24 protein-coding genes are annotated in these 22,749 nt (G+C 32.7%); 13 read left to right on the forward strand and 11 right to left on the reverse strand.

Annotated features, from left to right (window positions below):
- Positions 1 to 7: 7 nt before the first annotated feature.
- The 4 genes from lptC to N534_RS0100170 all read left to right on the forward strand — a co-directional run bounded on the left by lptC (position 8) and on the right by N534_RS0100170 (position 4,294).
- Positions 8 to 580: an LPS export ABC transporter periplasmic protein LptC gene (gene lptC, locus N534_RS0100155; protein WP_038005123.1), complete on the forward strand. Its 573-nt coding sequence runs from the start codon at positions 8 to 10 to the stop codon at positions 578 to 580.
- Positions 580 to 777 (forward strand): hypothetical protein, encoded by a 198-nt coding sequence (locus N534_RS0100160; protein WP_028890542.1) that lies wholly within the window; start codon positions 580 to 582, stop codon positions 775 to 777. Before lptC ends, N534_RS0100160 begins: the two co-directional genes overlap by 1 nt.
- The gene (locus N534_RS0100165; protein ID WP_028890543.1) at positions 777 to 2,069 is read left to right on the forward strand and encodes a hemolysin family protein; all 1,293 of its coding nucleotides are present in this window, start codon (positions 777 to 779) and stop codon (positions 2,067 to 2,069) included. The genes N534_RS0100160 and N534_RS0100165 overlap by 1 nt, the downstream gene beginning before the upstream one ends.
- A 107-nt stretch (positions 2,070 to 2,176) precedes the next feature.
- A complete protein-coding gene (locus N534_RS0100170) occupies positions 2,177 to 4,294 on the forward strand; it encodes a peptidylprolyl isomerase (protein WP_028890544.1) in 2,118 nt (705 codons plus the stop codon).
- Positions 4,295 to 4,351: 57 nt separating this feature from the next.
- On the opposite strand, the gene N534_RS0100175 is transcribed toward N534_RS0100170, so the two are convergent.
- Together N534_RS0100175 and lpdA are read right to left on the reverse strand one after the other, a co-directional pair.
- Positions 4,352 to 4,714, reverse strand: a complete 363-nt coding sequence (locus N534_RS0100175) for a hypothetical protein (RefSeq protein ID WP_028890545.1) — start codon at positions 4,712 to 4,714, stop codon at positions 4,352 to 4,354.
- A gap of 126 nt (positions 4,715 to 4,840) precedes the next feature.
- Positions 4,841 to 6,241, reverse strand: a complete 1,401-nt coding sequence (gene lpdA, locus N534_RS0100180) for a dihydrolipoyl dehydrogenase (RefSeq protein ID WP_028890546.1) — start codon at positions 6,239 to 6,241, stop codon at positions 4,841 to 4,843.
- 97 nt (positions 6,242 to 6,338) lie between these two features.
- Between lpdA and N534_RS0100185 the strand changes: the two genes are divergently transcribed.
- Both N534_RS0100185 and N534_RS0100190 read left to right on the forward strand, forming a co-directional pair.
- On the forward strand, positions 6,339 to 6,809 hold the full coding sequence (locus N534_RS0100185) for a heme-binding domain-containing protein (protein WP_028890547.1): 471 nt from the start codon (positions 6,339 to 6,341) through the stop codon (positions 6,807 to 6,809).
- A 4-nt stretch (positions 6,810 to 6,813) separates the two neighbouring features.
- The gene (locus N534_RS0100190) at positions 6,814 to 8,040 is read left to right on the forward strand and encodes a glycosyltransferase (RefSeq protein ID WP_028890548.1); all 1,227 of its coding nucleotides are present in this window, start codon (positions 6,814 to 6,816) and stop codon (positions 8,038 to 8,040) included.
- Positions 8,041 to 8,061: 21 nt separating this feature from the next.
- Here the strand turns inward: N534_RS0100190 and N534_RS0100195 are convergent, their stop codons facing one another.
- The 4 genes from N534_RS0100195 to N534_RS0100210 all read right to left on the reverse strand — a co-directional run bounded on the left by N534_RS0100195 (position 8,062) and on the right by N534_RS0100210 (position 12,335).
- Entirely contained in the window at positions 8,062 to 10,089 is a 2,028-nt protein-coding gene (locus N534_RS0100195; protein ID WP_028890549.1) for a M3 family metallopeptidase, read from the reverse strand.
- Positions 10,090 to 10,170: 81 nt separating this feature from the next.
- Complete coding sequence (gene purE, locus N534_RS0100200; RefSeq protein WP_028890550.1) at positions 10,171 to 10,650, reverse strand: 5-(carboxyamino)imidazole ribonucleotide mutase; 480 nt, start codon at positions 10,648 to 10,650, stop codon at positions 10,171 to 10,173.
- Positions 10,651 to 10,688: 38 nt separating this feature from the next.
- Positions 10,689 to 11,846 (reverse strand): 5-(carboxyamino)imidazole ribonucleotide synthase, encoded by a 1,158-nt coding sequence (locus N534_RS0100205; RefSeq protein WP_028890551.1) that lies wholly within the window; start codon positions 11,844 to 11,846, stop codon positions 10,689 to 10,691.
- A gap of 66 nt (positions 11,847 to 11,912) precedes the next feature.
- Positions 11,913 to 12,335 (reverse strand): hypothetical protein, encoded by a 423-nt coding sequence (locus tag N534_RS0100210; protein WP_156025509.1) that lies wholly within the window; start codon positions 12,333 to 12,335, stop codon positions 11,913 to 11,915.
- A gap of 199 nt (positions 12,336 to 12,534) precedes the next feature.
- Here N534_RS0100210 and greA point away from each other — a divergent pair, with 199 nt between their 5' ends.
- The 3 genes from greA (at position 12,535) to N534_RS0100225 (ending at position 13,679) form a co-directional block, all read left to right on the forward strand.
- Complete coding sequence (gene greA, locus N534_RS0100215) at positions 12,535 to 13,008, forward strand: transcription elongation factor GreA (protein WP_028890553.1); 474 nt, start codon at positions 12,535 to 12,537, stop codon at positions 13,006 to 13,008.
- Positions 13,009 to 13,087: 79 nt separating this feature from the next.
- Complete coding sequence (locus N534_RS0100220) at positions 13,088 to 13,480, forward strand: HIT family protein (protein WP_028890554.1); 393 nt, start codon at positions 13,088 to 13,090, stop codon at positions 13,478 to 13,480.
- A gap of 10 nt (positions 13,481 to 13,490) precedes the next feature.
- Positions 13,491 to 13,679: a hypothetical protein gene (locus tag N534_RS0100225; protein ID WP_028890555.1), complete on the forward strand. Its 189-nt coding sequence runs from the start codon at positions 13,491 to 13,493 to the stop codon at positions 13,677 to 13,679.
- On the opposite strand, the gene N534_RS0100230 is transcribed toward N534_RS0100225, so the two are convergent.
- Positions 13,676 to 14,824, reverse strand: coding sequence for a HAMP domain-containing sensor histidine kinase (locus N534_RS0100230; RefSeq protein ID WP_028890556.1), 1,149 nt, complete (start codon positions 14,822 to 14,824; stop codon positions 13,676 to 13,678). The genes N534_RS0100225 and N534_RS0100230 overlap by 4 nt on opposite strands.
- A 363-nt stretch (positions 14,825 to 15,187) precedes the next feature.
- Here N534_RS0100230 and N534_RS0100240 point away from each other — a divergent pair, with 363 nt between their 5' ends.
- Both N534_RS0100240 and N534_RS0100245 read left to right on the forward strand, forming a co-directional pair.
- The gene (locus tag N534_RS0100240) at positions 15,188 to 16,048 is read left to right on the forward strand and encodes a flavin reductase family protein (protein ID WP_028890558.1); all 861 of its coding nucleotides are present in this window, start codon (positions 15,188 to 15,190) and stop codon (positions 16,046 to 16,048) included.
- 7 nt (positions 16,049 to 16,055) lie between these two features.
- On the forward strand, positions 16,056 to 16,421 hold the full coding sequence (locus N534_RS0100245; RefSeq protein WP_028890559.1) for a DUF3127 domain-containing protein: 366 nt from the start codon (positions 16,056 to 16,058) through the stop codon (positions 16,419 to 16,421).
- 255 nt (positions 16,422 to 16,676) lie between these two features.
- Here N534_RS0100245 and N534_RS0100250 read toward each other — a convergent pair whose 3' ends face one another.
- The 3 genes from N534_RS0100250 to N534_RS0100260 form a co-directional block, all read right to left on the reverse strand.
- On the reverse strand, positions 16,677 to 16,916 hold the full coding sequence (locus N534_RS0100250) for a DUF1456 family protein (RefSeq protein ID WP_028890560.1): 240 nt from the start codon (positions 16,914 to 16,916) through the stop codon (positions 16,677 to 16,679).
- A 6-nt stretch (positions 16,917 to 16,922) separates the two neighbouring features.
- A complete protein-coding gene (locus N534_RS0100255) occupies positions 16,923 to 17,558 on the reverse strand; it encodes a YqaA family protein (protein ID WP_028890561.1) in 636 nt (211 codons plus the stop codon).
- Positions 17,559 to 17,637: 79 nt separating this feature from the next.
- The gene (locus tag N534_RS0100260) at positions 17,638 to 19,194 is read right to left on the reverse strand and encodes an NAD(P)/FAD-dependent oxidoreductase (RefSeq protein WP_028890562.1); all 1,557 of its coding nucleotides are present in this window, start codon (positions 19,192 to 19,194) and stop codon (positions 17,638 to 17,640) included.
- Between the two features lie 65 nt (positions 19,195 to 19,259).
- On the opposite strand from N534_RS0100260, the gene N534_RS0100265 reads away from it, so the two are divergent.
- Together N534_RS0100265 and aat are read left to right on the forward strand one after the other, a co-directional pair.
- Entirely contained in the window at positions 19,260 to 20,639 is a 1,380-nt protein-coding gene (locus N534_RS0100265; protein ID WP_028890563.1) for a short-chain fatty acid transporter, read from the forward strand.
- Positions 20,640 to 20,667: 28 nt separating this feature from the next.
- On the forward strand, positions 20,668 to 21,291 hold the full coding sequence (gene aat / locus N534_RS0100270) for a leucyl/phenylalanyl-tRNA--protein transferase (RefSeq protein ID WP_028890564.1): 624 nt from the start codon (positions 20,668 to 20,670) through the stop codon (positions 21,289 to 21,291).
- A gap of 653 nt (positions 21,292 to 21,944) precedes the next feature.
- Here aat and N534_RS0100280 read toward each other — a convergent pair.
- A complete protein-coding gene (locus N534_RS0100280; RefSeq protein WP_028890566.1) occupies positions 21,945 to 22,748 on the reverse strand; it encodes an META domain-containing protein in 804 nt (267 codons plus the stop codon).
- Position 22,749 lies beyond the last annotated feature (1 nt).

Consider the following 22,749-nt stretch of genomic DNA (forward strand, 5'->3'; position numbering starts at 1 on the left):
AACTGTAATGCTTAAAAAAGCAAAACATATATATAATAACATTGCTACCATTTGTTTGGTGGCAATGTTTTTTTCTTGTACTAATTCAAAAAAAGAGGTACGAGATTTTTTAGCTGATAAAAATTTACCTGTAGGTTCTGCCGTAGACATTTATCATGTGCATAAAGATTCAGGTAGAATAACATCAAAAACTAAAGCTCCTGTGTTTTATGATTTTTCTAATAGAAAAGATCATCCTTATAAAGAATTTCCAAAAGGAATAGAAATTATCACAATTGATAAAACAGGAACAGACTCCACTACTATTTCAGGAAATTATGCATTAACTTTCGACAAAACTAAGGTGTCTGAAATTAGAGGGAATGTAGTGATTATGAACCATTCAAAACAAACAAAACTAGAAACCAATCAGTTGTTTTGGGATCAAAATGAACATTATTTCTTTACCGAAGATGGTTTTCGTTTTACTACACCTGAAAGTATAATTAACGGTTTCGGGTTTGAATCTAATGAAGATTTAACTAAATGGATGGCTAAAGATATTACAGGAGATATAGAAACAACACAAAAAGACATATAATGAACACACTTTGGAAATATTTACAATACGGATATCTTGTTGTAGGAATCATCTTTTTTGTTGAAGGAATTTTAAAATGGAATTCAGATAAAGAGCAAGCGTTTATTATGTTTGGTTTTGCTATCTTTATCATATTAATTTTCTTTTTTAAAAGACATTTTAGAAGAAAAGTACAAGAAAGAAATAAACAACGTTAATGCAGCCTGAGGTCGTAATTATTTTTGTGTCTATTCTATTTTCAGCCTTTTTTTCTGGGATGGAAATAGCCTTTATATCGGCAAATAAACTTCATATAGAGTTAGAAAAGAAACGAGAGGGTATAGTACCTACAATCTTAACAAAACTAACCGAGAAATCTTCCAAGTTTATTACCACTATGCTCGTGGGTAACAATGTAGCTTTAGTAGTGTACAGTTACTTTATGGGAGAGTTGTTAATGGGATGGTTTCAATCGTTTTTACCTTCGGATTATACAGTAGTAAATTATGTGTTATCTGATATTAGTTTGCTTACTCAAACGCTAATTTCAACAATAATTATATTAGTAACAGCAGAGTTTTTACCAAAAGCTATTTTTAGAATTTATGCGAATGAAATCTTGAAGTTTTTTGCTGTTCCTGCATACGTTTTTTATGTGTTTTTTTACGGAATTACATGGGTAATTACCAAAGTGTCTGATTTTTGTTTACGTGTTTTTTTCAGAACAAATGAAGATGAAATTCAAACTGAGTTTAGTAAAGAAGAACTAGGAAATTATATTTCTGAACAGTTAGATGCAGGGAGTGATGATGAAGAAGTAGATTCAGAAATACAAATATTTCAAAATGCATTAGAGTTTCATAAGGTAAAAGCTCGTGAAATTATGGTACCTAGAACAGAAATTGTTGCGGTAGATTTGCATGAATCAGTTAGTAATTTGAAAAAAATGTTCATTGCCACTGGTTTGTCAAAAATATTAGTTTATAAGAATTCATTAGACGATATTTTAGGGTATGTAAACGCTTTTGAGTTGTTTAAAAAACCGAGAACAATTAAATCTATTTTATTACCAGTAGAGTTTGTGCCTGAGTCTATGATTATAAACGATGTGCTTAACGGCTTAATAAAAAAACGTAAAAGCATAGCTGTGGTTGTAGATGAATATGGAGGAACTTCAGGTATTATTACAGTAGAAGATATTGTTGAAGAATTGTTTGGTGAGATAGAGGATGAACACGATACACAACAGTTGTTAGAAGAAAAAATTAGTGAAAACGAATATAACTTTTCAGCACGTTTAGAAGTAGATTATTTAAACGAAGAGTATGGGTTAAATATTCCTAAAGAAGAAGCCTATGAGACTTTAGGAGGTTTTATTTTAAATTATACAGAAACCATTCCTCAACAAGACGAAATTTTACATATTGAAAACTTTCAAATAAAAATACTAAAAGTAAGTGCCACTAAAATTGATGATATTTACTTTAAGGTAATGAATAAAGGAGATTAACATATCAGTATTTCTCTAGAGAACTCCCTCAAAAACAGCGTAAAAAAACATTGCATTATTTACTTTGAAATTGTATTTTCGCACACTGTTAATAAAATAAATGACGTATGGCAATTTTATCGAAAATTAGAGAACGCTCAATGTTCTTAATTCTTGTAATTGGTTTAGCACTTTTCGCTTTTGTATTAGACCCTTCTACAATATCAGATTTTTTTAGTGCAAATAAGGTAAACGAAATAGGTGCAGTAAACGGCGAAAGTATTTCTCGTCAGGAGTTTGCAGAAGCCTTGGAAGCTTATAAAGCACAAAATGGTAATAGAATTTCTGAAATGCAAGCTGCCAAAATAGTTTGGGAAAGCTTGATTCGTCAAAAAATTTATGAGAAGCAATTAGAAGAAGCAGGAATTACAGTTGGAGAAGCTGATATTATGAATGCTTTATATGAGACTCCTAATGTACAAAATGACCCAAGATTTTTAACTTCGGGTATTTTCGATAAAAATAAGTTAAAAGAACATTTAGCTACCATTAGAGAAGAAAATGGTCAAGAATGGGCTGCATGGCAGAACTACATGGCTTCTTTAAAAAGCAATATAGAAAAAACTACATATGATAAATTAGTAGCTGCTGGTTTAGGTGCTTCTTTAAAAGAAGGAGAGGCTCAATACCTAACTGAAAATACTAAAGTTTCAGGAAAGTATGTTTACGTACCGTATTCAACTATAGCTGATAGTTTAGTAACATTAAAGAAAAGTGATATAGAAAACTATATCAATAAACATCAAGATGCTTATCAAGTAGAGGCTTCAAGAGATATTAACTTCGTTAAGTTTAATATTGAGCCAACAACTGAAGATGAAGAAGCTCTTAAAGCAGAAGTAGCAAGTTTAATTGAAGATTCAGAAGTAAATAATACTTCAGTAAAAGGATTAAAAAATGCTACGAACTACCACGAATTTTTAGAAGAAAATAACTCTGACTTAGGTTTAGATACTAACTATAAATTCAAGGTTCAAGTTCCACAAGTAATCGCTGAGGATATTTTTAACGGAAAAGAAGGAGATGTTTTCGGTCCATACAAAGATGCAGGTTTTTTCAAGTTATCTAAAATTACAGAAGTAAAACAATTACCAGATTCTGCACAAGCAAGTCATATTTTAATTCCTTTTATGGGATCTGCTGCTGCTGATGCTACAGTAGTAAAATCAGAAGAAGAAGCAAAGGCAACGGCTGATAGTTTATTAGCGGTAGTTAAAGCGAATAAGTCTAAGTTTGCAGATTTAGCTAAAGAAATGTCGTCAGATCAAGGTTCAGCTGAAAAAGGTGGATTCTACGATTGGTTTGCTTATAACAGAATGGTACCTTCTTTTAGAGATTTTGTTTTTGAAGGAAAAACAGGAGATATGGGAGTGGTAAAGTCTCAATTCGGATTCCACGTAATTAAAATAGATGGACAAAAGAACTTCCAGCCAGTAGTAAAATTAGCTACTTATGGACGTAAGATTGAAGCTTCAGAAGAAACTGAAGATGCTGTATTCCAAAAAGCTGAAACATTTGCATTAGAATTAGCAAATGGAAAAGCTTTTGAAGAAGTAGTTAAAGAGAAAAACTTAACTTCATTACCAGCTGTAGGGTTAAAGTCTTTAGATGAAAATGTACCAGGTGTTGGCAACGAAAGACAAATTATTACTTGGGCTTTTGAACCAGAAACTGAAGAAGGAAGCTATAAACGTTTTGATGTTGAAGGAGGATACATCGTAGCGGTATTAACAGCTAAAACAGCGAAAGGCTTAATGCCGGTTGATAAGGCAATTGCTACAGTTCGTCCTATTTTAACAAACGAAAGAAAAGCTAAGATGATTGAAGATAAGATGAGCGGATCTACTTTAGAAGAAATCGCTAAATCTGCAAGTCAATCAGTAAGAGTAGCAACTGATGTTAACTTACAATCACCAACTATTTCTGGTGTAGGTTTTGAACCTAAAGTAGTAGGAGCAATGATTAACGCTAAAGAAAATGAAGTTGTTAAAAATGTAGCGGGTGATAAAGGTGTGTTTGCTTTTGTAGTAGAAAAGAAAGAAGAGCCAACAGCATTACCTAACTACGATACTTTTAGAAAGCGTATTGCTGCTGAAAGACAAAACAAAGTATTCCAAATGTATGAGGCGGTTAAAAAAGCGTCTGATATTGAAGATAACATGAGTTCTTTCTACGGAATTCAATAAGAAATAACGTCATACAAATAAAAAATCCCGAACTATTTAGTTCGGGATTTTTTTATATTATTCCATCTTTAATTTTAAACTTAAATTAGAAACATCGTTTTTCAACTTTTTGAGATCTTTTGTTCTATTTTTTTGAATATTGTAGTATGATATATTAGTTGGAGATTCATCGTTTAATAACAAACTATTTATTAAAATTTTAAACCAGCTTTTCCGAACATCTTTATTATCAGTCTTAAATGATAGTTTATTAATTTGAGATTTAGTTTCTTTTGGAAGTTCACTCTCATTTACCATATTAATAAACCTTTCTAGTTCAATACTCAATTGATTGATTTCATCGTAACTAACCTCTTTATCTCTTAAGTGCCTGTCACATTCGTTAGAAATATATTTTAAATATTTATGAATAGTTTCCAATGTCAAATTTATAATACCTTTTAAGAGAATAATTCTTGTTTTTTATATTAACGAAGTTAATTGAAGTAAAACAAAAAAGCAACCTCAAACGAGATTGCCTTTTTAAGTATATTTTAAAGCTTTTTATTAAGCGTTTAATGGTTTACCATCCCAAGCTGCTTTAGCTGCTTCTTTTATAGCTTCAGAGTATGTTGGGTGTCCATGACAAATACGAGCTAAATCTTCCGAAGAAGCTCTGTATTCCATTGCAACGGCAGCTTCCATAATTAAGTCAGCAACACGAGCACCTACCATGTGAACTCCTAATACTTCATCTGTATTTTTATCAGCTAATACTTTTACAAATCCATCTAAATCTCCACTTGCACGAGAACGACCTAATGCACGCATAGAGAATTTTCCAACTTTGTAATCAACCTTAGCTTCTTTTAATTCATCTTCTGTTTTACCAACAGCCGCTACTTCTGGCCAAGTGTAAACAATACCAGGAATTAAGTTATAATCGATATGAGGCTTTTGTCCAGCTAAATATTCAGCAACCACAACACCTTCTTCTTCTGCTTTGTGTGCTAGCATTGCTCCGCGAACAACATCACCAATAGCATAAATATTAGAAACGTTAGTTTGTAAATGATCATTTACTTCAACCATTCCTCTTTCAGTAACTTTAACACCCGCTTTTTCTAAAGCTAATCCTTCAGTATACGGACGACGACCTACTGAAACTAAACAGTAATCACCAGTAAAAGTAACCTCTTCGCCTTTTTTATTAGTAGCTTTTACCACAACTTTGTCACCATTTCTTTCAACAGAAGTTACACCGTGGCTAGCATTAATTTTCATACCTTGTTTCTTTAAAACCTTAGTAAGTTCTTTAGAAACATCTTTATCCATAGTAGGGGTAATTGTTGGAGCATACTCGATAACAGTTACATCAGCACCTAAACGCTTATAAACTGAACCTAACTCTAAACCAATAACACCACCACCAATAACTAATAAGTGCTTAGGAACTTCAGGAAGTTTTAAAGCTTCAGTAGAAGTTATTACACGCTCTTTATCAATAGTAATAAAAGGTAAAGAAGATGGTTTAGAACCAGTAGCTATTATAATGTTAGTACCTTCAATTACTTCTTCAGTACCATCATTTTTTGTGATTTTTACGTGTGTAGCATCTTCAAAAGAACCTAAACCTTCGTAAACCTCAATATTGTTTTTATCCATTAAATATTTGATACCTCCAGTAGTAGTTTCTACTACATTTGCTTTACGAGCTACCATTTTTCCGAAGTCAAAAGAAGGCTTCTCAACAGAGATACCATGCTCTTCGAAATGATTTACTGCATCATAGTAATGGTGCGAAGAATCTAATAAAGCTTTTGAAGGAATACATCCAACATTTAAACAAGTTCCACCTAAAGTTGAGTACTTTTCGATAATAGCAACTTTAGAACCTAATTGAGCGGCTCTGATAGCAGCAATGTACCCTCCTGGACCAGAACCAATAACGATTAAATCGTATTTCATGAGTTGTGTTTTATTTTTTCATAAATAATGAAGCACAAAAATACAATTATTTGTCGATAAATTTAGTTTTCATATCTTTAAAACTTAAATTCGTTGTATGAAAGTTTTCAAAAAAATTATAGGACTATTATTAATACTATTGGTAATAGCGCAGTTTTTTCAACCAGAAAAAAATCAAGGAGAAATAACTACAGTTGAAGCTTTTATAAAAGAAACCAAACCAAATGATCAGGTGCACAAAATATTAAAAACAGCATGTTTTGATTGTCACAGTAATTCAACTCGTTATCCTTGGTATAGTAGTATTACACCAGTTAACTATTGGTTAGCTGACCACGTAAACCATGGAAAAGAAGAATTGAATTTTTCTGAATGGGCTACTTATTCCTTAAAAAGAAAAGAACATAAAATGGAAGAAGTTTGGGAGGAAGTAGAAAAAGGAAAAATGCCATTAGATTCTTATACTTGGACACATGCCGATGCTCGTTTAACTAAAGAAGAAGTTGAGCAAGTAATTAACTGGGCTAAAAGTGTACAAGGTGATTACAAAATGCAGCTAGCGAACTAAATTAATGCAACAACTTTTAATAATTGGATATGTTTGGATAGAAAAAACTACAGGAGCTGGTAACCGAATGTTACAGTTACTTAATGTTTTTAAAAACCAAAACTATGCCATTACTTTTGCAACACCTGCCCAAAAAACTGAAAACTCTTTAAATTTAGCAGAGTTGGGAGTTGAGGAGAAATCGATTGAATTGAATTCAAGTTCTTTTGATGATTTTATTAAAGAACAGCAACCAGATGTTGTGTTGTTCGATCGTTTTATGATGGAAGAACAATTTGGTTGGCGTGTAGCTGAACATTGCCCGGAAGCTTTACGAGTTTTAGATACAGAAGATTTACATTTTTTACGTAAAACACGCCATCAACAATTAAAAAAAGGAAAACAATTTTCTATAGAAGCATTGTTGAATTCGGATGAAGCAAAACGAGAAATCGCTGCTATTTTACGTTGTGATATGAGTTTGATTATTTCAACTTACGAAATGCAGTTATTGAAAGACGTTTTTAAAGTTGATGAATCTATACTATATCATTTACCTTTTTTGTTGAATTCAATTGATGAAAAAGTAGTGAAAAAATGGAAGTCGTTTGAAGAACGAAAACATTTTGTGTTTATAGGTAACTTTTTTCATGCTCCAAATGTCGATGCTGTTTTACAATTAAAAACAATTTGGAAAACGATAAGAAAGCAATTACCAGAGGCAGAATTACATATTTACGGAGCCTATGCTACGCAGCAAATTCAGCAATTGCATAAACCAAAAGAAGGATTTATTATAAAAGGTTTTGCAGAAGATGCGCTCGAAGTAGTTAAAAATGCTAGAGTAGTTTTAGCGCCAATTCGTTTTGGAGCTGGAATTAAAGGGAAATTAACAGAAGCAATGGAATGTGGTACTCCAAGTGTTACTACTTCAATAGGTGCAGAAGGCATGCATGGAAATTTACCTTGGAACGGATTTATAGAAAATGATTTTGAGAAGTTTGCCAACAAAGCTATAGAGTTATATACTTATGATATTCTTTGGAAAAAGTCTCAACAAAAAGGAATTGCAATTATCAATTCGATATATGATAAAGAAAAATTAGCTTTTTCTTTTGTAAACAAAATAAAAGAAATCCAAGAAAACCTTGAAACACATCGTACACAAAATTTTCTTGGAAGTTTGTTACAACATCAAACCTTACAGGCTACAAAATTTATGAGCAAGTGGATTGAGGAAAAGAATAAATAATTACGAATTATGAATTTAAAATTATTTTAAGAGTCCAGCGCGTCTTAATAAAGCATCTGGTTTTGGCTCTCTTCCTCTAAAACGTTTGTATAATTCCATAGGCTCTTCTGTTCCTCCTTTAGATAATACGTTGTTTTTAAATTTATCTGCAACCTCTTTGTTAAAAATACCTTCCTCTTTAAAATATTCAAAAGCATCAGCATCTAACACTTCTGCCCATTTGTAAGAGTAATATCCAGCTGAGTATCCGCCTTGAAAAATATGAGAAAAAGAAGTACTCATACAGTTTTCTGCTACATCAGGATATAATTTAGTTTCTGCGAAAGCATTCGTTTCAAATTCTTTAACATTAGTAATTGTTTCAGGAGAATCTCCAGAGTGCCAAGACATATCTAATAATCCGAAGCTTAATTGACGCAGGGTTTGCATTCCTTCATGGAAACTTGCAGATTCTTTAATTTTCTCAACATATTCCATAGGAATAACCTCACCTGTCTCATAATGTTTTGCAAATAACTCCAACGCTTCTTTTTCGTAACACCAGTTTTCTAAAACTTGGCTAGGTAACTCTACAAAATCCCAAGAAACAGAAGTTCCTGATAAGCTTTTATATGTCGTATTTGCAAGCATTCCGTGTAAGGCGTGACCAAACTCGTGGAATAAGGTAGTAACCTCGTTAAAAGTTAATAAAGAAGGTTTAGTCTGCGTAGGTTTGGTAAAGTTACAAACGATAGAGACTTGTGGTCTTTCGTTAGTATCGTTACTCATGTATTGTGATTTATAAGAAGTCATCCACGCACCATTACGTTTTCCTGGTCTTGGATGAAAATCTGCATAGAAATACGAAACAAAATTACCATCAGTATCTGTTACAGCATACGTTTTTACATCTTCATGATACTTGTCAATAGTGTCAATTTCTTCAAACTGTAAATTATACAATTTGTTAGCAACAGTAAACACACCATCAATTACATTTTCTAACTTAAAGTAAGGTTTTAGTAACTCTTGATCTAAGTTAAATAACTCTTTTTTTAGTTTTTCAGAATAGTAAGCACCGTCCCATTTTTGCAGTTGGTCAATTCCATCCAATTTTTTAGCATACGCTTCTAAGTTTTTAAACTCACGTTGTGCAGCAGGTTTGGCCTTTTCTAATAGCTCATTTAAAAACTCCATTACTTTTTCAGGAGTTTCAGCCATACGCTCTTCTAATACAAAATGAGCGTGGGTTTTATAACCTAATAGATTGGCACGTTTATGACGTAGGGTTACAATGTCTTTTACAACTTGTTCATTGTTATATTCATTTTGCTGAAACCCTTTTTTACCAAAAGCTATTGCTAACTTTTTTCTCAACTCTCTATTATCAGCATAGGTCATAAAAGGAATATAGCTTGGATAATCTAAGGTAATCATCCAACCCTCTTTACCTTTCGAATTAGCAAGTTCTTTAGCAGCTTCTTTAGCGCTTTCTGGTAAACCAGCTAAATTATCTTCATTGGTAATTAATAATTCAAAAGCATTGGTTTCAGCCAATACATGTTCTCCAAACTGTAGTGATAATTTTGCTAACTCAGCATCAATTTTGCGAAGTTCAGCTTTATCATCTTCATTTAAATTCGCTCCGTTACGCGCAAAACTTTTGTATTGCTTATCTAGCAGCATTTCTTGTTCAGGAGTCAGGTTTAAATCAGATAATTGATCGTATACGTTTTTTACACGTTTAAACAATTCTTCATTTAAAATCATGTCGTTTCTAAACTCACTTAACCAAGGCGAAATATCTTTCGCTATTTTTTGAATTTCTTCATTTGTTTCAGCAGAGTTTAAGTTGAAAAAGATAGAAGTAGCTCTATCCAACGTATTACCAGTATTATCTAAAGCAACCGTAGTGTTTTCAAAAGTTGGAGCTTCAGGATTCTCTACAATAGCATTAATTTCATTTGTTGCTATTTGTATAGCTTCCTTTATAGCGGGTTTATAATCTTCTTCTTTAATTTGAGAAAAAGGGGGAGTATTAAAATCTTGTAAAAGTGGATTTTTAGTCATGAAAATTTAGTTTAAAAAATTGAAGAAACCTCACAAATAATAAATCTGTGAGGTCTTCAAGTTAATATTGTACTAAGGTACTTATTTTTTTACTCTTTCAGAAGCTTGTTCAACTTTCAGTTTTAAGCCTTCTTTATAAGCGATTATTTTGTCTAATACACATTTGTCTGAAGCTCCAATAATTTGAGCAGCTAAGATACCCGCATTTTTAGCTCCATCTAAAGCAACTGTAGCCACAGGAACACCTCCTGGCATTTGAAGAATAGATAAAACAGAATCCCAACCATCAATAGAGTTTCTACTTTTTACAGGAACTCCAATTACTGGTAACGGACTCATACTAGCTACCATTCCAGGTAAATGAGCAGCACCTCCAGCACCAGCAACAATAACTTGTACGCCACGCTTGTGTGCATTATTAGCGTAATCGAATAATTTTTCAGGAGTTCTGTGTGCAGATACAATATCTACTTCTACTTGAATATCAAAACTCTCTAAAATATCAATTGCTTCTTGCATAATTGGAAGATCTGAATCGCTTCCCATGATAATTCCTACCATAATTTTATGTTTTTGTCATCTCGAGCGTAGTCGAGTGTTTATTTTGCTATTACCTTAATAGTTTCTTTTACTTGTTGAGCGACTTTTCTCGCTTCATTTATATCTTCATTAACAATAGTTACGTGTCCCATTTTACGGAAAGGTTTGGTTGTCTTTTTTCCGTAGATGTGAGGGGTAACTCCGTCAATCTTTAAAATTTCTTCGATGTTTTCATATACTACATCACCAGTATAGCCTTCAGCACCAACTAAGTTCACCATGATTCCGGCTACTTTACTTTCGGTATTTCCTAATGGAAGGTTTAAAATACTACGTAAATGTTGTTCAAATTGACTAGTATAACTTGCTTCAATTGAATAATGCCCTGAATTGTGAGTTCTAGGGGCAGCTTCGTTTACTAAGATGTTGTCATCTTTAGTTTGAAACATTTCCACAGCTAACAAGCCAACAAAATCAAAAGCATCAGCAACTTTTAAAGCAACTTCGCGCGCTTTTTTGGCAACTGCATCCTCAATTCTTGCAGGACAAATTACATATTCTACTTGATTAGCTTCTGGATGAAATTCCATTTCAACTACAGGATAGGTTTTGGTTTCCCTGCTTGCATTTCTTGCAACAATAACAGCTAATTCATTTTTAAAAGGAACTAGTTTTTCAGAAATACACTCACCAGTAGGTAGGTTTTCTAAATCGCTGATGGCACGAACAATTTTTACCCCATTACCATCATATCCAAATCGAGCAGATTTCCATACAAAAGGAAACGTAACAGCATCGTTACTAATAGCGTGTTTTAACTCTTCTAAAGAAGTAAACCTAGAAAAGTCAGCCGTAGGGATATTATTGTCGTGATAAAACACCTTTTGGTGTGCTTTATTTTGAATAGTTCTTAAGTTTTTAGGCTTTGGAAAAATGGTTACCCCTTCAGCTTCTAAAGCATCTAAAGCATCAATATTTACGTTTTCAATTTCTATGGTTAACAAATCTACTTGTTTTCCAAAATTGTAAACAGTATCATAATCCAATAAATCTCCTTGATGAAATTCGTTACATATCTGAGCACAAGGAGCGTCAGCATTTCCGTCTAAAATAACAGTATAGATATCGAATTTTTGCGTTTCGGTAAGTAACATTCTTCCTAATTGGCCGCCTCCTAGAACACCCAATTTAAAGTTTGAAGAAAAGTAGTTTTTCACGATAAATGTGTTAATTGTGTTGTTGTTGCTGCAAAAATAAGAATCTAATTGTTAGTACAAATAGTATTAACGAGATATTCTTAATCGATTTCCACTTAAAGGAGTAGCAAAATACATTAATGCTGAGCAACCTTTTCCATCTTCAGGAGCCCCTCCATGTAAACGGTTGTATAATTTACCATCACACTGACATTCTATAAGGAGTCCATCATAAGTCATAGGAGAACTACAATCTCTTTCAGGGCACTGTAGGTCAAAAGCACGAAAATCATTGTTGTTCAAATTTAAAATTAAAATATCTCTTCCTGCGATATAATTAATAGAATAACCTCCTGGAACAAGTAAATTATATGGTTCAACATTAAACTCAGGGGAAGTTATGTCTATAACAACATCCATTGTTATTCCAGAAAAACAATTATTTATTGGAGTGTTATCGCTACAGTTGAAACATATTATAACAAAAAATAAGTAAAAGAATTTTTTCATTGTTTTTAGTACAGAGTTGATATCATAACGTGACGAAGTTACAAATATTTTGTATATTTGTGTGACAATCTCATTCCTTACGGCGTGGGATTTTTAAATTTAACCCACAGGGTTTTAGGTAGAAAATTTATATGCTTCTTGGCTAAATGTTGAGTAAAGCATATAGAATTTTGTTTATAATTTAAAAAAAGGAGAAAAGATGAGTAATGTATCATATTATACGGAGGAAGGATTAAAAAAACTTAAGGAAGAATTAGCGCATTTAGAGCAAGTTGAAAGACCAAGAGTCTCTCAAGAAATTGCTGATGCTCGCGATAAAGGAGATTTAAGTGAGAATGCAGAATACCATGCAGCTAAAGAAGAGCAATCGCTATTAGAAACAAAAATTGCAAAACTAAAAAATGTAGTAGCTAGTGCTCGTGTTATAGATGAGAGTCAGTTAGATACGTCTAAGATTTTAATTCATTCAATAGTTAAAATTAAAAATACCACTAACGGTATGGAGTTTACTTATACTTTAGTGGCTGATAGTGAGAGCGATGTAAGAAACGGAAAATTATCTGTAAACTCACCTATAGGTAAGGGGTTATTGGGTAAAAAAGTAGGTGAAATAGCTGAGATTCAAGTTCCTAATGGAATAATGAAGTTTGAAATAGTTGAAATTTCTAGATAGATTTTTTTAAAATAATTATTGTAAAAGCGTTGCTTATGCAGCGCTTTTTTTATTTTTACTAAACACAAAATAGCATAAAATGGCAAGTATTTTTACTAAAATAATCAACGGAGAAATTCCATCGTACAAAATAGCAGAAGATGATAACTATTTTGCTTTTTTAGATATCAATCCAAATACAAAAGGGCATACGTTGGTAATTCCGAAACGAGAAGAAAATAAACTATTTGATTTATCGAAAGAAGAGTATAACGGATTAATGTCTTTTTCGTACAGAGTAGCAAAAGCTATTGAAAAAACTATTCCATGTGAACGTATTGGGATGAGTGTAATTGGTTTAGAAGTGCCTCATGTGCATGTGCATTTAATTCCGTTACATACGATGGAAGATATTCGTTTTGTAAAGAAAGAGAAATTAACAAAAGAAGAGTTTGTAGCAGTAGCAGAAGGAATTGCCAAGAATTTTAAATAAATAAAAAGCTATGAAAAAGTGGGTGAAAACAGGTTTAACTTGGGGAGTGACTATGTTTTTAATGATAGTCATTGTTTTTCCTTGGTTTCAAGGTAAAGAAATAACAGTTAAAAGTGTTGTTGTAGGAATAATTTTATGGGGGATAGGAGGTATTCTTTTTGGTTTTACAATGAGAAAAAGATTTGAAGAAAAAAACTAAACTTTATTCAATAAGATTTCAAACGTAGTTCCTTTTCCTAGTTCTGATTTTAATACATGTATTTTTCCGTTGTGGTAATCCTCAATAATTCGTTTAGAGAGCGATAACCCGAGTCCCCAACCGCGTTTTTTTGTGGTGAATCCAGGATTAAATATTTGTGTAAACTGTGATTTAGGAATTCCTTTTCCAGTATCAGAAACTAATACTTTAATGCTTTTTGATGTTTCAGCGATGGTTACGGTAACTTTACCTTTACCTTGCATAGCGTCAATAGCATTTTTAATAAGGTTTTCAATTACCCAACCATAAAGTTCTGTATTCAAGTTGCAAAAGAACTCGTCTTTTTCAGTAATAAAAGAAAAAGAAATTTGTTTTGAACTTCTGTTTTCTAAGTAATCGAAAGCCGTTTTGGTTATAGTAACAATATTATGCTGCTTTAGTTCAGGCAACGAACCTATTTTAGAAAAACGGTTGGCAATAGTGTTTAAACGGCGAACATCTTTTTCAATTTCATCAACATAATCGCTACTTACATTTTCAGCACGTAAAATAGCTATCCAACCCAATAAGGAAGAGAGTGGGGTTCCTATTTGGTGTGCCGTTTCTTTGGCCATACCTGTCCATAACTTATTTTGTTCGGCAACTTTATTCGATTTATAAACCATGTAAATTATGGTTAAAAAAAGTCCTAAAATAAGTACTAATGCAAGTGGGTAATATTTTAGTCTGTATAAAAGGTCGGAATTTCTATAATAAATGTATTCTTTAACTCCTAAATATTCGATTACAATTGGCTCATTTTGATTTTTCATAATGTTCAATTGCTGTTGAAGGTATTTGGGGTCTTTTGACTTAATAGAATCTAGATTGTTAAATTCTTTAATATCACCATTCTCATGAACTGAAATGGTAGGAATGTTTTCTATCGTTTGATAAACTTTTGTTACTAAGTTAAAGCTACCATTAGAGTCAGAATTAGCGGTAGCTTCTTTAATGGCAGTAGCATAAATCTCCATTTTAGAGCGTTCATCTTTTTTAAATTTTTGAAAGAACACATAGGTGTTCCATAAAATAAATAAAACGAGAAGTAAAGAAATGCTAATAGCAATACGTTTTACCCAGTAAGTGTTTTTAAAAAATGCCATCAATCAAATATAAACTATTCTGTAGGATAATATGATAATTGAAATTTTAGCTCAATTAAAACTATTGTTAATTTTGTTGTGAAAGCGATTTAAACTGTAAAGGTTAATGATGCCATTCAAAGATACAAGTATCTATTGTATTTGGGGCAGCGTAATTATAGTCTAGTGTATCAATTAATTCTGCTAAAGGGATAAAAGCAAAAATTAGAATCAAAAAAACAGATATTAATTTAATAAAAAGAGAAACATTTTTCGTTTCTATATATTCAATATTAAGTTGGTCATACTTGTTTTTCATAAAGTAAAAATAGTAAAAATAAAGTTAAGTAAAACTGTAGTATATTTACACTAAAATATTAGAGAATGTTATCAATAAACCCTAAAGATATACCAACTTCAAAACTCCATGGATATTTATTAGGAGCTGTGGCTCCGAGACCAATTGCTTTTGCAAGCACCATTGATAAAGAAGGAAACCCTAATTTATCACCATTTAGTTTTTTTAATGTGTTTGGTGCAAACCCGCCAATTATGATTTTCTCTCCGGCACGAAGTGTACGAGATAACACAACCAAACATACGTTAGATAATGCTGAAGCGACTAAAGAAGTTGTTATTAATATAGTAAATTATGATATTGTACAACAAATGTCGTTAAGTAGTACGATGTACCCTAAGGGAGTAAATGAGTTTGTTAAAGCAGGATTTACAATGTTACCTTCGGATGAAGTAAAGCCATTTAGAGTAGCAGAATCACCAGTACAGTTTGAGTGTAAAGTTAAAGACATTATTTATACAGGAGAAGAAGGCGGAGCAGGAAACTTAATTGTTTGTGAGGTAGTAAAACTTCACATAAATGAAGATGTATTAGCAGAAGATGGAAGCATAGATCAATACAAAATAGATTTAGTAGCAAGAGCAGGAGGAAGTTATTACAGTAGAGCTAGAGATGGTTTTTTTGAAATTCCGAAACCTTTAACAACTCTAGGAATTGGAGTAGACCAAATTCCTGAAGAAATAAGAAACAGTAATGTGTTAACAGGTAATAATCTTGGAATGTTAGGGAATGTTGAACAGTTACCTAGCGATGAAGCTGTTAATAACTTTGCGAAAGAACATACACAGCTTGTGGGTATTCCAACTGAAAAAAAACATATTTTTGCACAAGAGTATTTACAAAATAATGATGTAGAAAGTGCTTGGAAGGTACTTTTAATTAAATAGATAAGAAATGGAAGTAATAGGGAAAATCAAATTAATTAACGAAACACAAACATTTGGATCTAACGGATTTAGAAAGCGTGAAATGGTAGTTACGACCGATGAGCAATATCCTCAAATGATTTTAATTGAATTTCTTCAAGATAAATGTGATTTGTTAAACAGTTATCAAGTAGGACAAGATGTTAAGGTTTCTATTAATTTAAGAGGAAGAGAGTGGATTAACCCTCAAGGAGAAGCAAAGTATTTTAACTCAGTACAAGGATGGAGAATTGAAAACTTGGCACAGGCTGCACCTCAAAATATTCCACCAGCAGATCAATTTGAGCCAGCTCCAGATTTATCTGCTAACGAACCAGATGATTTACCATTTTAAGGTATAAGGTGTCAGGAGTTTGATTCTGGTACTATAAATAAAAAAAGAAGAGCGCAATTTTTGCGCTCTTTTTTGTTTTGCGGAAAACTACATTTTTGTTTTGCGGAAAACTACATTTTTGTTTACGGATATACCTTTTACCATATCAAAAGACAGCTATATATTTGTAACATAATCATTCGATAAAAGATTGAGTGAGGAATTTAAGGGGAAAATAAAAACCTTCTGATTGAGTTCAGAAGGTTTTTTTATAATTTATTGTTTCTTTTTAGGCATTGGGCCTCGTAGGTGAATAATGAGCCCGTTTAAAAAATTTCGTAAAAACTGATCGCCACATTCCATATACTTTGGGTGATCTTCTTTTCTAAAAATAGCATTAATTTCAGATTTAGAAACTTTAAAATCAACCAAAGCACAGATATCAATAATATCAGTGTCTCTTAATTTGTGTGCTACTCTTAGCTTTTTAAAAATGTCGTTGTTATTGAGTGCCATATTATATTAGTTTACTACAGAAAATATAGCCCAAGCATAAATGGCAAAACGTGCAAAACGAAATAAGCCAACAAAAACTACATTTTTAAATGGATATTTAATCATACCAGCAGTTAAACAGCTAATAGCAAAAGGAAGTGGTAATAAAGCTCCTACTAAAATTAAAAAACCTCCCCACTTACTTGTGTTTTTAAGGTTTTTAGCCATTTTAACTTCTAAGTAATTTCTTACAGAATCAATTTTTAAAGAGGTTCTTCCTATAAAATAAGCGCATAAACCTCCCAGATAAGAAAGGGTTGCTAACAAAGAAATATTTACAATAGGATCTTCTGTTTTTTTAGACCAAGCGATGAAAATTTCTGGCGGAATTAATCCTAAAATCGTTTCAGATATGAAAAAAGTAATTAAAACCCCTGTTCTAGAAAAGGTTTCAGTCATGGTTTGTAAACCATCATTGATGTTGTAAACGTATTTATTAAATAATAATAATCCAATAACCACCCCAACAATTGGCCAAAAAGCTTTTTTTAAGCTAACCCAAATAAACATGTAAAAACCAGTGCGATTATAATAGTTGTGCAAACGTTTATAATGCGGCTTATTTATTTTCTTTTTATTATATCTTTTACTTTTTTTACTCATCGCTAAAAAGCCTCTAATTTTTAGGAATAGCAAAAGTACGAGGTAATTAGAAATTACGCCAACAAATATTTGTTAATTATTATAGGTTAGCAATTGCAGCTTCAGCACAGCGTTCACCGTCCATAGCAGCCGAAATAATACCACCCGCATAACCACCACCTTCACCACAAGGAAAGAGCCCTTCAATTTGTGGATGTTCAAGGTTTTCTTTTCTTGGAATATTAACAGGTGATGAGGTTCTAGATTCTACTCCAACAATATTGGCTTCTGCAGTATAATAACCATGCATTTTTTGCCCGAAAGCAGCAAAACCTTTGCGTAATTTACCTCCAATTAATTTAGGAAGTAACGAGTGTAGCGGAGAAGAATTTAATCCTGGTTGATATGAACAATCATTTAAAGAAGAAGATAATCTACCTTCAACAAAATCAGTTAAACGTTGCGCTGGGGCAACTTGACTTTTTCCGCCTGCGTTAAATGCTAACTTTTCTAAATCTTTTTGATATTGTAAGCCTTTTAAAACTCCATATTTCTCATACTTTGGTAAATCTTTATCTACATTAATTTCAACTACAATACCAGAGTTGGCAAACTTGTTATTACGACGCGAAGGCGACATTCCGTTTACCACAACCTCACCATTGGCAGTTGCCGCAGGAACGATGAACCCACCAGGACACATACAGAAAGAATACACTCCTCTATTTCCAACTTGATGAACTAAACTATACGCAGCAGCAGGCAGTAACTCATCACGTTGACCTGAACAACTGTATTGAATTTGATCGATAATTTCTTGTGGGTGTTCTACACGAACTCCCATAGCAAACGATTTCGCTTTTAGTAAAATATCTTTTTTATGTAGCAGTTCATAAATATCTCTTGCAGAATGTCCTGTAGCCAAAACAACAGCATTCACAGCCATTTCCGTTCCGTTTTGGAGTTGTATAGCTTGTAGCTTGTTGTTTTTAACGATAAAATCAGTAACACGAGTTTCAAAATGAATTTCTCCACCGTGTTTTAAAATCGTTTCACGAATATTTTGAATAATCTTCGGAAGTTTGTTAGTTCCTATGTGTGGATGCGCATCTACCAAAATTTGATCGGTAGCACCGTGATATACTAAGTTTTCAAATATTTTACGAACATCACCACGCTTTAAACTTCTTGTATATAACTTTCCGTCAGAATAGGTTCCGGCACCACCTTCACCAAAACAATAGTTAGAGTCAGGGTTTACTTCATGAAACTGGTTAATAGCACGTAAATCTCTACGACGATCTTGTACATTTTTACCACGTTCTAACACGATAGGTTTGTATCCTAATTCAATACAACGAAGTGCTGCATACATTCCCGCAGGACCAAAGCCTACAATATGAATTTCTTTTGCATTCGATACATCTTGATACTCAAAAATATAATCAGGAGTATTTGGTTGCGGTTCGTTGATGTATACCGCTACTTTATAGTTAAAAATAACTTCTTTTTTACGTGCATCTATCGATTTACGTAACACTTTTACGCTAGTAATATCAGCTATATTAATACCTAGCTTCTTAGCAGCTTTTAGCTGTAAAATATTGTCTTTGCGTTCTTCTACTAAATTAACACGTAATTGAAGTTCTTTTACCATACTGCAAAACTAGTTAAAATAAGATTCAGTCTATTTAATTATTTTAGCAAATCAAACCCTATACTATGAAAATTACGCAGGTTATAGAGAATGTTTTTAAAAAATATTTACCCTCACCTTTTACCATCGCTATATTATTAACACTGGTAACTCTTTTATTAGCACTGTTTTTCACAAAACCAGAAGAAAGCTCTGTAGTTACCTATTCTTTAGAGGTGTTACAATTTTGGGAAAATGGAATTTGGTCTAACGGATTACTCGTTTTTGCTTACCAAATGATGTTGATTTTGGTATTAGGGCATGTATTGGTGTTGAGTAAGCCTGTGAGTAATTTAATTTTAAAAGTAACAAAATTCTGTACCAACACAGCAAACAGTGCAGCCATTGTAAGTTGTACTACTATGTTGGTAGCTTTTTTTAATTGGGGATTAGGACTCATTTTTGGTGCTTTGTTGGCACGTAAAGTAGCAGAACATGCGCAACAACATAATATCAAATTAAACTATCCAATTATTGGAGCAGCGGGTTATATGGGATTGATGGTTTGGCATGGTGGAATTTCAGGTTCTGCACCCATAAAAATTAACGAGAGCGGGCATATAAAAAGTATTATGCAATCGGTTTCTTCAGATGAGGTTTTAGCTCAAATACCTGATGTGATTGATTATTCTCAAACGATTTTTAGTTGGTGGAATTTGCTGATTTTTTTCGTGGTAGTAGCTGCGGTATCGGCAACCTTTTATTTTTTAGGGAAGAAAGCAACTCCTACAGCGATTAATTTACCAGAATATAAAATGCATACTGATGAAAAGGTTAGTACCCAAGCAGAAAAACTAGATAGTTCTCAATGGTTAGCTATTGCTTTTGGGGTATTGATTTTAGTAGCGTTTGGTTATCGTTATTGGGCAGATATTCAGCAGTTAAAAATTACGCCTAACCTAATCAACTTTTTTATGTTAGGGTTGGGAATTATGCTACACGGAAGTTTTAAAAAGTTTACCAACGCTGTGGGAGAGTCAATTAGTGATGTATCTGGAATTTTAATTCAGTTTCCGTTATATTTTGGTATTATGGGCGTGATGAAAAGTACGGGAATGGTTACTTTAATTTCTGACTTCTTTGTGTCGATAGCAACCGCAACTACCTTACCCATATTTACTTTTTTTAGTGCTGGTTTGATCAATATTTTTGTACCGAGTGGAGGAGGACAATGGGTTGTACAAGGTCCTATTGTGGTAGAAAGTGCGTTAAAATTAGGGGTTCCGTTACCTAAGGCAATTATGGCTCTGGCATATGGAGATCAAATAACCAACATGTTACAACCTTTTTGGGCATTACCTTTACTGGGAATCACAAAATTAAAAGCAAAAGAGATTTTACCGTATACGCTTATTGCAATGGTAGTAGGAAGTGCTATATATTTGTTGGGATTATTACTATTCTAATAATCCAATAATCTAACTATCTAAAATAATGATTTGGCTTTCTGAAAAAATAGAGTTTCCTCCGTATGAGTTGGCTACTGATGATGGTTTACTGGCTTTGGGCGGTGATTTGTCAGTTGAGCGATTGGTGTATGCCTACCAACATGGAATTTTTCCATGGTTTAATGAAGGGGAACCGATTGTTTGGTATTCTCCATGGGAGCGTATGGTGTTGTTTCCTGAGGAAGTGAAGATTTCCAAATCGATGAAACAGGTATTGCGAAAAGGCGGTTTTGCGATAACGGAAAACAAAGCTTTTGACGATGTTATTTTTAATTGCAGACATATTGATCGTTTTGACCAATTAGGTACTTGGATTACCGATGAAATGGAAGATGCTTACATAAACCTACACGACAAAGGCTATGCAAAATCTATTGAGGTATGGATGGACGATAAATTAGTTGCAGGTTTGTATGGAGTAGATTTAGGAAACGGGGTGTTTTGTGGTGAGAGTATGTTTAGCAAAGTAAGTAATATGAGTAAAGTAGCGTTTATCCATTTAGCACAAAAAGGAGGCTATAAACTCATCGATTGTCAAGTGTATAACGACCATCTAGCAAGTTTAGGTGCCAGAGAAATTCCTAGAGAGGAGTTTTTGAAGTGGTTGTAACAGTTTTGTGTAAGTGTTATTAACGGGAAAATACTCGCGCATTTTTCCGTTAATGACGCAACTAATTTAGCAAAACGAGTCGAATTCCCTATTAGGAAATTCAGCCGTTATTGCGCTTACACGTTGTTGTACGCAGTTTTTTATTTTCATTCCGTTTTATTATATAAATCAGATAAGTAATTACAAAAATCAAGAGTGGAATCTGAAAAGCCCAATAATTAAATCTTTCAATCGATGTTTCAGTCAGTCGTCTTGCGATTGGTAAAATCATAAGAATAAAACTTAATATTTTTCCAAGTCTCGATTTTCCATATTTGGTAAAGTTCAGGACTAGCCCGATTAGTCCAAAAACCGCAAATATCTGGTCGCTATTTCCAAATTCAAAACTTGTAAATATCAACCAAAAAATAAATGGAAGTCCAATCATTTGTCCCATAAGAATTATGAGAGAATATGAAGTCAGAGAAATAATTTTAAGAGTTTTATCCATTAATGTTTTTAATCAGTTGCGTTTTATTCAAATTGCGTACAACTTGTTTATATAAGTACTTTTGGTGTTTTTATACAATTATAAGGTAGGTATAATAGCACTTTTTATTTCAAATATAGAAAATAAAAAACTCCCAATAAATTATTGAGAGTTTTTGTAATTCTTAATCAACCTTTTTGAATACTAATAATGTTTTATCAGGATTAGAAAGTGTTAAGCGGTTATTATTAATTGTATAAGAAATAGTACTAGCCAACGCTTTTGTAAATTCTTGTTCTTTATCGCTACCCTTAGCACATAACATTTCTGTTGAAGCAATATTTGTAAATCTAATTTTATTTCTTTCTGAAAACAGTTTACCCATAATTCTATTGCAACCTGAAGTTCCCATAAAGCTATTTTCAGCAGCATTTATTTCTATATACGGTAATTCTTTGCCAAAATCGTCTTTGTTAACTTTTGCACCATTCAATTCTTCTAAAGCCCAAATATCGTGTAGGCGATAATTGGTAATGTATTGTCCGCATCCTTCTAAGGTTGTAAACTCAGTTTCATTGCCTTTTTTGTATTTTAAAGTTACTGAATAAGGAAATGATTTACCCGACATAGCGTTGATGCATTCCATTTGAATGATTTCTATTTTAATGGCAGCTAATTCTGTGTGTAAAGAATACATTTTTACATTGTTGTCTTGCGCATAAATAGGTTCTGTATGCGGAGTAAAAATAGAGTCGGTAGGTGTTTTGAACGTAATCATCTTGTCAGAAATTGTCACATTCCAAAAAGGTTCAACTCCGTACGCTTTAAAGTAAGTATCAGTTACAAATTGCTTATTGTTTGAAGCTTTTACTTGGTTTACAGAATCGGAATATACTGTGTTTTCTAGTGTTTTGTTTTTCTCTTTTTTATTAGAACAAGAGACGGCTATTAAACATACACTTAGTAGTATTGGTAAGAAGTTTTTCATG

Source organism: Tenacibaculum sp. 47A_GOM-205m (genome assembly GCF_000518405.1).
In the GTDB taxonomy this organism is placed as follows: Bacteria; Bacteroidota; Bacteroidia; order Flavobacteriales; family Flavobacteriaceae; genus Polaribacter; species Polaribacter lutimaris.